This window comes from Marinobacter salinexigens (assembly GCF_008370345.1).
Taxonomy (GTDB): domain Bacteria; phylum Pseudomonadota; class Gammaproteobacteria; order Pseudomonadales; family Oleiphilaceae; genus Marinobacter; species Marinobacter salinexigens.
Window position 1 is genome coordinate 229,704 of the sequence record NZ_VTUU01000004.1, and the last position, 12,706, is coordinate 242,409.

The window sequence follows — 12,706 nt, forward strand, 5'->3', positions numbered from 1 at the left end:
CAAGTCCTGAAAAAATAGCCATGAAAAAGCCCGTATATCTGGACTACGCGGCCACCACGCCCGTTGATCCTTCTGTTGCCGACGATATGGTCAGGTACCTGACCCCGGACGGCATATTTGGTAATCCTGCTTCACGTTCCCACGCGTTTGGCTGGCAGGCTGAGGCTGCCGTTGAATCCGCCAGAAAGCAGGTGGCTAACCTGATCCACGCTGACCCGAGGGAAATCGTCTGGACCTCCGGCGCGACGGAATCCGATAACCTGGCAATCAAGGGCGCTGTTGCGGGTCGCACCGATGTGCATGTGATCACGTCGACTATCGAGCACAAGGCGGTTGTTGATACCTGTAAATGGCTGGAAGGTCGTGGTGTGGATGTGACCTGGCTGAAACCGGATCACGAGGGCCGGATCAGCCCGGCTCAGGTTGAAGGGGCGTTGCGGGATAATACCGTTCTGGTCAGCCTGATGCTGGTGAATAATGAGCTCGGGACTATTAATGATATTGCGTCTATCGGCGGCATGTTGAGAGAGCGGGGCATTCTGTTCCATGTTGATGCCGCTCAGGCAGCAGGTAAGATGCCGGTTGATGTAACAACTATGCCAGTGGATCTTATGGCGTTGTCGGGTCATAAGGTCTATGGACCGAAAGGGATCGGCGCGCTCTATGTCCGTCGTTCGCCCGATGTAAAAATTGAAGCTCAGATTCACGGTGGTGGCCATGAGCGGGGTATGCGTTCCGGCACGCTTCCGACTCACCAGATCGTGGGTATGGGAAAGGCCTTTGCAATTGCTGCTCAGAGCCTGTCCGCTGAAATAGAAGCGCTTGAACAGCTACGTAATGCTTTTCTGGAGGGGCTGTCAGGACTGGCAGGGGTCACTCTTAACGGCAGTGATACGGGGCGAGTCCCCGGGATACTCAACCTGTCTTTTGAAGGAGTTGACGCAGAGTCCCTTATGCTGGGGCTGCGTGACCTGGCTGTGTCTTCTGGATCGGCGTGTGCTTCGGCAACCATCGAACCATCCTACGTGCTGCGGGGGATTGGTCTCAGTGATGAGCAGGCCCACAGAGCGCTACGATTTTCTTTTGGTCGTTTCACCAGTCATGAGGAAGTGGTTTTCGCCAGTGCGCAAATTGTTGATGTTGTTACCCGCCTTCGTTCAGTGCGGTAGGCAGTTGGCGCCGGACTGCGTATAATCGCAGGCCGGAATTTTAACCCGAACTCAAATGGAGAAAGATCATGGCAAACGAGCGCACGCTCTCGATTATCAAGCCCGACGCGGTAGCAAAGAACGTGATCGGTGAAATCTACAGCCGCTTTGAAAAAGCTGGCCTGAACATTGTAGCCGCCAAGATGATGCACCTGACCCAGGAGCAGGCAGAAGGCTTCTACGCTGAGCACAAAGAGCGCCCGTTCTTCAATGACCTGGTTGCATTCATGACCTCTGGCCCGGTTGTTGTTCAGGTTCTGGAAGGTGAAGGCGCCATCCTTAAGAATCGTGAGCTGATGGGTGCCACCAACCCGAAAGAAGCTGATGCCGGCACCATCCGTGCTGACTTTGCTTCTTCCATCGATGCGAACGCCGTTCACGGCTCTGATTCCGCTGCTTCTGCCGAGCGCGAAGTTGCGTATTTCTTTAACGACAACGAAATCTGCCCGCGCGGCTAAGGTTGTCGCTGGAAGCGGGCCGCTGCTGGCTCGCTTCCGGATTGGTTATCTGATCGAGGTTATGACATGACAGCTGCTGCTGAAAAAACCAATTTGCTGGGGATGCCGAAAGCCAAGCTTGAGGCCTATTTCGAGTCCCTGGGCGAAAAGCGCTTCCGCGCGCAGCAGGTCCTTCAATGGATTCATCAGCGCGGGGTTGATGACTTCGATCAAATGACCAATATGAGCAAGTCCCTGAGGGACAAGCTCAAGCTCGTTGCTGAAGTCCGTGGGCCGGAAGTGATCTATGACGAAACCTCCAAAGACGGCACCCGCAAATGGGTGATGCGGATGGACAATGGCAACAGTGTGGAAACTGTTCTGATTCCGGATGGTGAGCGGGGAACTCTTTGTGTGTCCTCGCAGATTGGCTGCAGCCTTGACTGCACTTTCTGTTCAACCGGAAAACGGGGTTTCAACCGGAACCTGACCGCTGCCGAGATCATCGGCCAGGTGTGGGTGGCCCGTAAAGCCTTCATGCCATTCGAGCCGGGTCCGGATCGTCCGATCACTAACGTGGTCATGATGGGCATGGGTGAGCCGTTGCTCAACTTTGACAACGTTGTTGATGCCATGAATCTGATGATGGAAGACAACGCCTACGGTATTTCAAAACGGCGCGTAACACTCAGCACATCCGGTGTGGTGCCAGCCCTTGATCGCCTGGGTGAAGTTACCGATGTTTCACTGGCCATTTCGCTTCATGCCCCCAATGATGAGCTCCGCAACAAGCTCGTTCCTCTGAACAAAAAATACCCGATTTCCGAGTTGTTGGCGGCCACCAGGCGCTATCTGTCCGGCCTGCCTGACAAACGGAAAGCAACCATCGAATATACCGTGATTGAAGGGATGAACGATCAGCCGGAACACGCCCGGCAGTTGGCTGAGCTGCTGCGAGGGCTTCCTTGCAAGATCAACCTCATTCCTTTCAATCCATTCCCGGAGAGCGATTTCCGGCGACCGAGCAGGAACGCAACCCGTCGGTTCCAGACGGTGCTGAACGAACTCGGGTATATTGCGACTATCCGGACCACCCGTGGCGACGACATAGACGCCGCCTGTGGCCAGCTTGTTGGCCGGGTGGAAGACCGCACCCGTCGAAGCCAGCGTTACATTCAGGTTCAACAGGTTAATCCCTGATCTGGAACCATACATCAGTTAGCGAGGATTGCAGGACTGTGACATTCAAAACGAAAAGCAGATTTCTCTCTGTCGTGGCCGCTCTTATTGCCACCGTCTTGGTCACAGGCTGCGTTACAACGACGGACAGCCCCTTTGCCAGGGAAGCTGATCGACAGGATGCCATCGCCAATTATGTCCGTCTGGGTACGGCCTACATTGGCCAGGGCAATCTGGATCGGGCACGTCACCACCTGGATCGTGCTTTGGAGCTCGACTCTGACAGCGCTGCAGCCCGCTCAGCTATGGGACTTGTTTACAACGCCGAAGGTGAGGCTGAGCTGGCTGAGAAGAGCTTCAGGCAAGCGATCAGCAGCGATAGTGATTATACCCGCGGGCGGGTGTACTACGGTGCGTTTCTCTATGGCCAGCAGCGGTTTGAAGACGCAAGCGCCCAGTTTACCGCTGCTTCCCGGGATACCGAATACCCGGACCGAGGCTCGGTTTTCTTCAATCTGGGAATGACCCAGGAGCGGTTGGGCAAGCTGGAGGACGCAGAAGCAGCGTACCGACGCGCGGTTGAACTCTCCCGGGGCGATGCCCGTCCTTTGTTGTCGCTGTCTCGGGTACTGGTCGAGCAGGGGCGCTACAGTGCTGCCAGCCGTTACTACAGTCGCCTCACTTCTATGATGCAGCGGGATACTCGCATGCGTCACTCTGCGGAAAGCCTCTGGACTGGTATCCGGATTGCTCACAGCCTCGATGATCGTGACCAGGAAGCCAGCCTGGCACTTCAGTTGAAAAATAATTATCCGGAGTCAGACGAATACCAACAATATAAGGTGTTGATGTCTAATGGCCAATGAAGACGTTACCCAGCCAGTGAACGATAATCCGGTCGGATTACGGCTGAAAAAGGCCCGGGAATCCCGAGGGCTTGATGTTAACGACATCGCCAATGTCCAGCATTTGCGGCCTGCCGTCATTCAGGCGATTGAAGCTGGTGATTATGGGAAGATTGACAGTGAACTCTTCCTTAAAGGTTATGTCAGGGCCTATGCCGTCCATGTGGGACTGGATGCGGACCGCCTCATTGCGGATCTGGATCAGGAACTGGAACCGATGCGCGAGCAGCGCAAACAGGAATTTGAAGCCAGCCCACTGGTGGATATTGAACGCCGTCGCAGCCGGAAACGTCGTGCGGCAAAGGCGGTTTTTCTGTTGGCAATTATTGGTTTGGTAGCCTGGGTCGTGGTGCATTTTCTATTACCTGCCCAGCAAACGGTCGCGCCAGACAGTCAGGAACCTGGCGAGGTCATTGAAGAGTCGGCTCCTGCGTCTGACGCAGAAGCACCGGGACCTTCAGTGCCAGAGTCTGTAGTTGAAGACGTTTCCGTCGAAGAGCCAGTGCCTGATTCAGAGGCAGTCAGTGATGCCGAGCCAGTTGCAGAGGATGTAGCGTCTGAGTCGGTCGAAGAGCCTTCTGTAGAAACAGTAGCTGCTGAGGTTGAGGTGCCTGTGCAGTCAGAAGAGGGTGTTGTCGAAGTCCTCGAGTCTGACCAGCCTGAGTCCGTGTCAGAACCGTCAGTGCAAGCCATAGCGGCAGACAACACCGGTCGGCTCCAGATCAGCTTTGTCAGAGACTGCTGGGTGAGAATCAGTGATTCGAACGGGAATCGGCTGGTCAGCTCCCTTCAGCGGGCAGGCGATAATCTCGACGTGGTCGGTGACCTGCCCCTGACCGTGGTGATTGGTGCAGTGGACGCCGTGAGCACCATCAGTTTCCAGGGAGAACCCCTGGAAATGGGCGATTACCCCGTCGTAAATAATCGGTCAGAATTTACCCTGACAATCTGAATCTCCGAAGAATCAAACGATATTGGTCTGTAATCCATGAAACACGAATCTCCGATCATCCGACGCAAGTCCCGCCAGATCATGGTTGGTAATGTGCCTGTCGGTGGCGATGCCCCCATCGCCGTGCAGAGCATGACAAACACCAACACCTGCGACGTTGACGCTACCGTTGCGCAAGTCAAGGCGATCCAGGATGCTGGCGCTGATATCGTTCGGGTATCGGTACCGGATATGGACGCAGCCGAGGCATTCGGCAAGATTCGTCAGCTGGTTTCGGTCCCGTTGGTCGCCGATATCCATTTCGATTACAAGATCGCGTTGCGAGTTGCTGAACTTGGAGTCGATTGCCTGCGTATCAATCCGGGCAATATCGGCCGTGACGACCGCGTGAGTGCGGTAATCAATGCTGCCCGGGATCGCAATATCCCCATTCGGATCGGTGTCAATGCCGGTTCTCTGGAAAAGAGCCTCCAGCGAAAGTATGGAGAGCCGACGCCGGAAGCGCTGGTTGAGTCCGCGATGCGACACATCGACATTCTTGATCGCCATGATTTCCAGGATTTCAAGGTAAGTCTCAAAGCCTCTGAAGTGTTCATGACGGTTGCGGCCTACCGCAAAATAGCTTCGCAGATCGAGCAGCCGTTGCATCTTGGCATTACCGAAGCCGGAGGATTCCGCTCAGGTACGGTTAAATCATCGATTGGCCTTGGCATGCTGCTCATGGACGGTATCGGCGATACCATTCGCGTGTCTCTCGCGGCTGATCCGGTTCAGGAGATCAAAGTCGGTTACGACATTCTGAAAAGTCTTCGTCTGCGTAGCCGTGGCATCAACTTTATTGCTTGCCCGAGCTGCTCACGGCAGAACTTTGATGTTATCCAGACCATGAACGATCTCGAGGCTCGACTCGAAGACGTCAATACGTCCATGGATGTGGCGATTATCGGCTGCATCGTCAATGGTCCGGGTGAGGCCAAGGAAGCTGATCTGGGGCTGACCGGCGGTAGTCCCAAAAACCTGTTCTACATGGCAGGTAAACCAAATCAGAAACTTGAAAACGCAACGCTCACCGATGACCTTGAACGGTTGATCCGTGAAGAAGTTGAGCGGCGCCAGGAGCAGGAAGAGGCGATCATCGCTCGCTCCGGAGACTGACAAAGTCAGCTCCTGCAGATTTAATATTCAGATTAACGTTTAAGGGTTTAACTTGGCAAAAATTCAGGCAATTCGCGGGATGAACGACATCCTGCCGGAACAGACGCCGGTTTGGCAGTATCTGGAGAGTACCGTACGGGGCGTCCTGGCACAGTATGGATACCAGGAAATCCGTATGCCAATTGTAGAGCAGACTGACCTGTTCAAGCGCTCAATTGGCGAAGTGACGGACATCGTCGAAAAGGAAATGTATACCTTTGAGGATCGCAATGGCGATAGCCTGACCTTGCGCCCTGAAGGAACGGCCGGATGTGTGCGTGCAGCGGAAGAGCACGGCCTCCTCTTTAACCAGACCCGCCGGCTCTGGTATACCGGCCCGATGTTCCGCCACGAACGTCCACAGAAAGGCCGCTATCGCCAGTTCCACCAGATTGGGGTGGAATGTTTTGGGATGGACGGCCCGGATATTGATGCCGAATTGTTGATTCTCACATCCCGTCTCTGGAAGGCGCTTGGCCTGAGCACGCACACCAGGCTGGAAATCAATTCCATTGGAACCTCGGAAGCGCGTAAGGTTTACCGCCAGGCTCTGGTTGATTACCTGAGCCAATTCAAGGAAGACCTTGATGCTGATAGCCAGCGCCGTCTGGCGACCAATCCTCTTCGCATCCTCGACAGCAAGGATCAGGCTACCCGAAAGATTCTTGAGAATGCACCGAGCCTTGATGACTATCTTGATGAAGAGTCTCGCGAGCACTTTGATCGCCTGAAATCGCTTCTCGATGCGGCCGGCGTGACCTACACCGTTAATCCAGCCCTGGTTCGTGGGCTCGATTACTACGGCAAGACTGTATTCGAGTGGATCACCGAAAGCCTTGGCGCCCAGGGCACGGTCTGTGCCGGTGGCCGGTATGACGGCTTGGTAGAGCAACTGGGGGGCAAACCCACCCGTGCCGTTGGTTTCGCCATGGGCGTAGAGCGGCTGATCCTGTTGCTTGAGACCCTGAATCTGATTCCTGAATCGGTGAACAGCGACGCTGATGTCTATGTTACCGCCATGGGCGATAACGCAGTTGCATCTGCTATGGCGCTCGCCGAAAATCTCCGCACCGCGTTGCCGGGCAAGACAGTTATTACTCATTGTGGTGGTGGTAGCTTCAAGAGTCAGATGAAAAAGGCTGACCGCAGCGGAGCTCGTTACGCCGTCATTCTCGGTGACAATGAGATTGAAAACGGAACAGCGGGCCTCAAGCCCCTGCGGGCTGCTGAAGACCAACGGGAAGTTGGCCAGGCGGAGCTGGCCTCTGTTTTGGCTGACGCACTGAAACACTGAATTCAAACCACATAAAAGTAAAAAGATTCGACTACAGGAGCCACCATGGCTGAGATGCGCACCGAAGAAGAACAGATCCAGGCGATTAAAGACTGGTGGAAGAATAACGGAACCTCCCTGTTAATCGGTGTTGGTGCTGCGCTGGCGATTGTTTTCGGCTGGCAGGCCTGGCAGAACCATCAGGCTGAGCAGCGCACCAAAGCCGCGAATGAGTTCGCCAACCTGATCAACGCGTTCAGCAATCAGGCTGATGAAACCAGCGGCGATACCGTAGAGTACGTGGCCAAGACCCTGCGTGAGGACTTTGCCGACAGTGCGTATGCGGTGTATGGCAACTTGATTCTCGCTCGTCAGCAACTTACCGCTGATCAGCCGGAAGCTGCGATCGATTCACTGAAGTGGGCCCTTGAAAAGTCCGGCGACAATCAGGCGCTGGCATTAGTTGTCCGCAACCGTCTGGCCCGCGCCCAGTTCGCCGCTGAACAGTACGACGCTGCGCTTGCGACGATCGATTCCGCAGGCGAAGCAGACAGCTTCAACGCAATATTCTCCGAACTGAAGGGCGATATTCTGCTGGCTCAGGGCGACCGTGAAGGTGCGCGAGCGGCGTATCTGGCCGCCCGTGAGGAAGCTCAGCAGGGCCGTAGCGGCGTTCTGGATCTGAAACTGTCCGATCTTGGCGTAGGGGAGGATGCCTGATGCGTTATCAGCGCAACAGGTTTGTCCGCGCTGGACTGATCGGTGGTCTGCTGGCGGCCATGGGGCTGGCAGGCTGCAGCACGACTGATACCTTTGAACAGCCGGTACCGGTCCCTGATATTGATGAGACGGTTGAATTCGATCAGGTATGGAGTATGTCTGTCGGCGACGGGCACGATGAGGAATTTCTGTACCTGGCACCGCTGAATACTGGTGATCTGCTTTACGCCGCCTCGGCAGACGGGGAACTGGTTGCGGTTGAGCGGGAGAACGGTAAGGTCGTCTGGGAGACGGAGCTTGAAGACCGGATTTTTTCCGGCCTTGGTGGTGACGTAGAGAAACTCTACCTGACGACTCGGGAAGCCGACCTGGTTGCTTTGTCCCGCGAGGATGGCAGTGAGCTATGGCGCACATCGTTGCCGACTGAAGTCCTTTCCTCACCTCGCTCCAATGGCAGCATTGTCGTCACCCAGACGACCGATGGCCGCGTGCTGGCCTTTGATGTCAGTGACGGGGAGAAATTGTGGCAATACGACGGTGTTGTTCCTGTTCTGGCCATGCGGGCTGCAGCGTCGCCTCTCGTGGGCGGCGATCTCGTCATTGCATCATTTTCCAACGGTAAGCTGATTGCGCTGTCTGCGGACTCCGGGCAGCCGGTGTGGCAGTATGAAGTAGGGTTGCCTCAGGGGCGGACTGAACTGGAGAGGCTCGTCGATATCGGTGGCGAGCCGCTGGTTCTGGATTCGGCGATACTCGTTGCGGGTTATCAGGGCAAGCTGTCATTAGTTGATATCCGTACTGGGCAGGAAATCTGGAGCCGCAAGGCATCAACCCTTCAGTCACCCATGATTGGTGACGGCAATATCTACCTTGCATCCGTTAACGGAGACGTTATTGCTTTGCGTGGGTCGGATCGCCGGGAACTGTGGACACAGGATGGCCTGTCATGGCGCCAACTGACCCAGCCCATGGTCTACGAGGATTACCTTGTCGTGGGGGACTTTGAGGGATATCTCCACGTTCTTTCGCGTGAGGATGGCAGCCTCATTGGCCAGATGGAGTTCGATGATGAGGGTATTCGCGTACCGGTTCAGCGCCTGAGCGATGGTAACCTGCTGGTTTTTGGCAACAGCGGCGATATGGCAGTGTTCAAGATTCGCCAGATTGATTGATTTTTCCGCCCCGAAGTTTGTCGGGGCGGTTTCCTTTTTTTTGTGTAGCGACTGATTATGACCCCAGTAATTGCTCTTGTTGGCCGCCCGAATGTGGGCAAGTCGACGCTTTTTAACCAGATGACCCGTTCCCGGGATGCTCTGGTCGCGGACTTCCCGGGCCTTACCCGGGACCGGAAATATGGTGAGGGCAACTACGAAGGTCAGCGCTTTATTGTCATTGATACTGGTGGCCTGACCGGTGATGAAGTCGGTATCGATGCTGAGATGGCTCGTCAGTCTCTGCAGGCTGTCGAAGAAGCCGATATCGTTTTGTTCCTGGTGGATGGGCGTGCGGGTCTGACCGGTGGCGACGAGATGATTGCCGACCACCTCCGGCGTTCCGGGAAGCAGGCGCACCTGGTAGTGAACAAGACTGATGGTCAGGATCCGGATGTAGCTGCGGCGGATTTCTTCAGCCTTGGCTTTGAATCCACGTTCCTGATTGCTGCTTCCCATAACCGGGGAATCCGTTCTTTGCTTGAGACGTTGCTGCCCTCCGAGGAAGAGCGTGAAGAGCAGGATCGTGCGGAACGCTATCCGGGCATCCGGATTGGTGTCGTAGGGCGCCCTAATGTCGGCAAGTCGACACTGGTTAACCGCATGCTGGGTGAAGACCGGGTTGTTGTCTACGACATGCCGGGAACCACCCGGGACAGTGTCTACATTCCTTATGAAAGGCAGGGCGAGAAGTACACCCTGATCGACACCGCCGGGGTTCGACGCCGGAAGAACGTCAAGGAAACGGTCGAAAAGTTCTCCATTATCAAAACCCTTCAAGCGATTGATGATGCCCACGTGGTAATTCTTGTGATCGATGCGAGGGAAGGCCTGGTAGATCAGGACCTGCACCTGATTGGGTTTGTGCTCGATGCCGGTCGCTCGCTCGTTATTGCGGTCAATAAATGGGACGGCATGGACCCGGAAGAACGCGCCAGGGTCAAGGAACAGGTTCAGCGCCGATTGGATTTTCTGGACTACGCTGACAAGCATTATATCTCAGCCTTGCACGGCTCAGGTGTGGGTGTGATGTACGACTCCGTTCAGGACTGCTATGAGTCTGCGATGGCGAAATGGCCAACCAATCGCCTCACAGCGATCCTGCAGGATGCCATTGCCCAGCATCAGCCTCCCATGGTTCAGGGGCGCAGGATCAAGCTTCGCTATGCGCACCAGGGTGGGTCCAATCCGCCGATCATCGTTGTGCATGGTAATCAGGTTGAGTCTTTGCCTGGAGCCTACAAACGTTACCTGGAGAATACCTTCCGCAAGGTGCTCAAGGTGACGGGGTCGCCCATCCGTTTTGAGTTCAAAGGCGGTGACAACCCGTTTGCCGGCAAGGTCGACAGGTTGACCCCAAGACAGAAGGTCAAGAAGGACAATGACCTGAAAAAGGGACGTCGAATCAGGAAAACGCGCCAGAAAAGCGTTAAGCGCTGATTGCTCCCGAGCGGGGACTGACTCAGTTCAGCCCCGCCAGTTCTACTTGCCTCGCCTGAACAGCTGTGAGGGCAATGGTAAAGACGATATCGTCAACCAATGCGCCCCGGGACAGGTCATTCACCGGCTTCCTCAGGCCCTGCAGCATTGGGCCGATACTCACCACGTTTGCGCTTCGTTGCACTGCCTTGTAGGTGGTGTTTCCTGTATTCAGATCCGGGAAGACGAAAACCGTAGCCCTGCCAGCAACGTTGCTGTTTGGCGCCTTGCTTTTGGCGACGCTTTCTATAGCGGCGGCATCATATTGTAACGGGCCATCAATCAGCAGATCAGGACGTCTTTGACGGGCAATCCGGGTAGCCTCACGCACCTTGTCCACGTCCTGACCGCTACCGGATTCCCCTGTGCTGTAACTGATCATGGCGACAATCGGCTCTATCCCGAACGCCTCTGCCGACTGGGCGCTCTGGATGGCAATATCCGCAAGCTCTTCGGCATCAGGATCCGGATTGATCGCACAGTCACCGTATACCACTACCTGCTGTGGTAGCAGCATGAAGAATATGGACGATACCACTTTCGCCTGGTCATGGGTCTTGATCAGCTGAAGGGCTGGGCGAACGGTATTGGCCGTGGTATGGACAGCTCCCGATACCAGTCCATCGGCTTCATTCCGTGCAACCATCATGGTTCCGAGAACGACGTTATCCTCTAGCATTGCCAGCGCCATGGCAGGCGTCAGCCCTTTACGTTTGCGTAGTTCTACCATGGCTTCAACGTACCGGTGGCGGACATCTGCGGGATCAATAATCTCAATCCCGTCAGGAAGGGCCACGCCCTGGGAAAGCGCAACACGTTCGATTTCAGCCGGTTCTCCCAAGAGTACGCAGCGGGCCAGTTTCCGTTGCTGGCAGATAATAGCGGCCTGAACGGTTCTTGGTTCATTGCCCTCAGGCAACACGATGCGTTTGTTCGCCTTCCGCGCACGCTCGGATAGCTCGTAACGGAAGGCGGGAGGTGAAAGCCGGTTCTGACGCTGAACTTTGAGATGCTCTTGCAACCAGTCTGTGTCGATCCGGGTGGCAACCATTTCCATGGCTTTTTCGATCCGCTCCGGATCGTCCAGGGGGATGGCGCTGGAAAGATTGGCGAGCTGGTGTGCTGTTTCGTACGTGTTGGTCTCTGAAATCAATACCGGGAGCCCGGTATCCAGCGCGCCCCTGCACAACTCAGTTACCTTCGGATCGGGCATCAGATCACCTGTCAGTAACAACCCGGCCAGAGGAACGCCGTTGAGCGCCGCGACAGCCGTAGCGACAATAATATCGTCCCGATCCCCGGGGGTGACCATTAATGTTCCTGGCTTAAGAGTGTCGGTCATGTTGCGAATAGTGCGGGCGCAGACAGACACCTTGTGGATTCGTCGGGTGTGCATCTGGCCTTCGTGAAGGAAGCGCATTCCCAGTTCGCGGGCAACGTCCGACATCCGCGGAGCCAGCAGTTCAGGCTGCCAGGGGATGGAGGCCAGCAGGCGGAATTTCTGGCTCGAGAACACCTTGCAGAGTTGTTGATAGTCCAGGGCAGGGAGTTTCGACGACGGCAGAATTCTCTGGGCGGACAGGCCGGCGTCGACGGGTTCGCCGACTTTGTTGAGAATGATTGCAATGACGTCCGGATCGGAGGGGTTGGCGAATAGCCGGGCGGAAAATTCCAGTTCTTCGTCCAATTCTTCCGGTGATCGACTTTTCGGTGGCGATACCAGAATGACTTCCGAGCCCAGGTTCCGGGCAACCTCGACATTGAGTCTCGCAATGTATGCTTCGCTGCGGTCAGGTACCAGCCCTTCAATGATGACCACATCCACATCATTGGCGACTTTCTGGTAGTCGCCGACAACATTCTCCATCAGCAGATCCGACATGCCTCTGTTGAGCCGTTGCTGAGCATCTTTCAGGGGAATGGGGGTAGGGGGCTCAAGATGACTGCGGGTACGGATGAACTCGACGGATGAGTCCTGGCCGTTGTTGTGCAGATGTTCGCTTTGATGGACAGATTGGCAAAACGGTTTATAGAAACCCACGCTGACCCCAACCCGCTCCAGGGCTCTGAGTAGGCCGAGGCAGACAGAGGTCAGGCCGGCGTCGATTGACGTGGGCGCAATAAAGAGACTTTTAGCCATAGCGGATA

11 protein-coding genes are annotated in these 12,706 nt (G+C 55.6%); 10 read left to right on the forward strand and 1 reads right to left on the reverse strand.

What is annotated here, in order from left to right:
- The first annotated feature begins 20 nt into the window (after positions 1-20).
- The 10 genes from FWJ25_RS10695 (at position 21) to der (ending at position 10,519) form a co-directional block, all read left to right on the forward strand.
- Positions 21-1,169, forward strand: a complete 1,149-nt coding sequence (locus tag FWJ25_RS10695) for an IscS subfamily cysteine desulfurase (RefSeq protein WP_149600273.1) — start codon at positions 21-23, stop codon at positions 1,167-1,169.
- A 68-nt stretch (positions 1,170-1,237) separates the two neighbouring features.
- On the forward strand, positions 1,238-1,666 hold the full coding sequence (ndk, locus tag FWJ25_RS10700) for a nucleoside-diphosphate kinase (protein ID WP_149600274.1): 429 nt from the start codon (positions 1,238-1,240) through the stop codon (positions 1,664-1,666).
- Positions 1,667-1,732: 66 nt separating this feature from the next.
- A complete protein-coding gene (gene rlmN, locus FWJ25_RS10705) occupies positions 1,733-2,845 on the forward strand; it encodes a dual-specificity RNA methyltransferase RlmN (protein WP_149600275.1) in 1,113 nt (370 codons plus the stop codon).
- Positions 2,846-2,883: 38 nt separating this feature from the next.
- Positions 2,884-3,690 carry a type IV pilus biogenesis/stability protein PilW gene (gene pilW, locus FWJ25_RS10710; protein ID WP_149600276.1) on the forward strand — a complete coding sequence of 269 codons (807 nt, stop codon included), beginning with the start codon at positions 2,884-2,886 and terminating at the stop codon, positions 3,688-3,690.
- Complete coding sequence (locus FWJ25_RS10715; protein WP_149600277.1) at positions 3,680-4,681, forward strand: RodZ domain-containing protein; 1,002 nt, start codon at positions 3,680-3,682, stop codon at positions 4,679-4,681. The genes pilW and FWJ25_RS10715 overlap by 11 nt, the downstream gene beginning before the upstream one ends.
- A gap of 36 nt (positions 4,682-4,717) precedes the next feature.
- Positions 4,718-5,836 (forward strand): flavodoxin-dependent (E)-4-hydroxy-3-methylbut-2-enyl-diphosphate synthase, encoded by a 1,119-nt coding sequence (gene ispG, locus FWJ25_RS10720; protein WP_149600278.1) that lies wholly within the window; start codon positions 4,718-4,720, stop codon positions 5,834-5,836.
- A gap of 52 nt (positions 5,837-5,888) precedes the next feature.
- A complete protein-coding gene (gene hisS / locus FWJ25_RS10725) occupies positions 5,889-7,169 on the forward strand; it encodes a histidine--tRNA ligase (protein WP_149600279.1) in 1,281 nt (426 codons plus the stop codon).
- A gap of 45 nt (positions 7,170-7,214) precedes the next feature.
- On the forward strand, positions 7,215-7,868 hold the full coding sequence (locus FWJ25_RS10730; RefSeq protein WP_149600280.1) for a YfgM family protein: 654 nt from the start codon (positions 7,215-7,217) through the stop codon (positions 7,866-7,868).
- Entirely contained in the window at positions 7,868-9,040 is a 1,173-nt protein-coding gene (gene bamB / locus FWJ25_RS10735) for an outer membrane protein assembly factor BamB (protein ID WP_149600281.1), read from the forward strand. The genes FWJ25_RS10730 and bamB overlap by 1 nt, the downstream gene beginning before the upstream one ends.
- A 57-nt stretch (positions 9,041-9,097) precedes the next feature.
- A complete protein-coding gene (gene der, locus FWJ25_RS10740; RefSeq protein ID WP_149600282.1) occupies positions 9,098-10,519 on the forward strand; it encodes a ribosome biogenesis GTPase Der in 1,422 nt (473 codons plus the stop codon).
- Positions 10,520-10,541: 22 nt separating this feature from the next.
- Here the strand turns inward: der and pta are convergent, their stop codons facing one another.
- Positions 10,542-12,698, reverse strand: coding sequence for a phosphate acetyltransferase (gene pta, locus FWJ25_RS10745; RefSeq protein ID WP_149600283.1), 2,157 nt, complete (start codon positions 12,696-12,698; stop codon positions 10,542-10,544).
- Positions 12,699-12,706: the final 8 nt, after the last annotated feature.

Coding starts and splice junctions, on each gene's coding strand:
- der (WP_149600282.1), top strand. CDS start 9,098: ATGACCCCAGTAATTGCTCTTGTTGGCCGCCCGAATGTGGGCAAGTCG.
- ispG (WP_149600278.1), top strand. CDS start 4,718: ATGAAACACGAATCTCCGATCATCCGACGCAAGTCCCGCCAGATCATG.
- rlmN (WP_149600275.1), top strand. CDS start 1,733: ATGACAGCTGCTGCTGAAAAAACCAATTTGCTGGGGATGCCGAAAGCC.
- FWJ25_RS10730 (WP_149600280.1), top strand. CDS start 7,215: ATGGCTGAGATGCGCACCGAAGAAGAACAGATCCAGGCGATTAAAGAC.
- ndk (WP_149600274.1), top strand. CDS start 1,238: ATGGCAAACGAGCGCACGCTCTCGATTATCAAGCCCGACGCGGTAGCA.
- FWJ25_RS10695 (WP_149600273.1), top strand. CDS start 21: ATGAAAAAGCCCGTATATCTGGACTACGCGGCCACCACGCCCGTTGAT.
- FWJ25_RS10715 (WP_149600277.1), top strand. CDS start 3,680: ATGGCCAATGAAGACGTTACCCAGCCAGTGAACGATAATCCGGTCGGA.
- bamB (WP_149600281.1), top strand. CDS start 7,868: ATGCGTTATCAGCGCAACAGGTTTGTCCGCGCTGGACTGATCGGTGGT.
- pta (WP_149600283.1), bottom strand. CDS start 12,698: ATGGCTAAAAGTCTCTTTATTGCGCCCACGTCAATCGACGCCGGCCTG.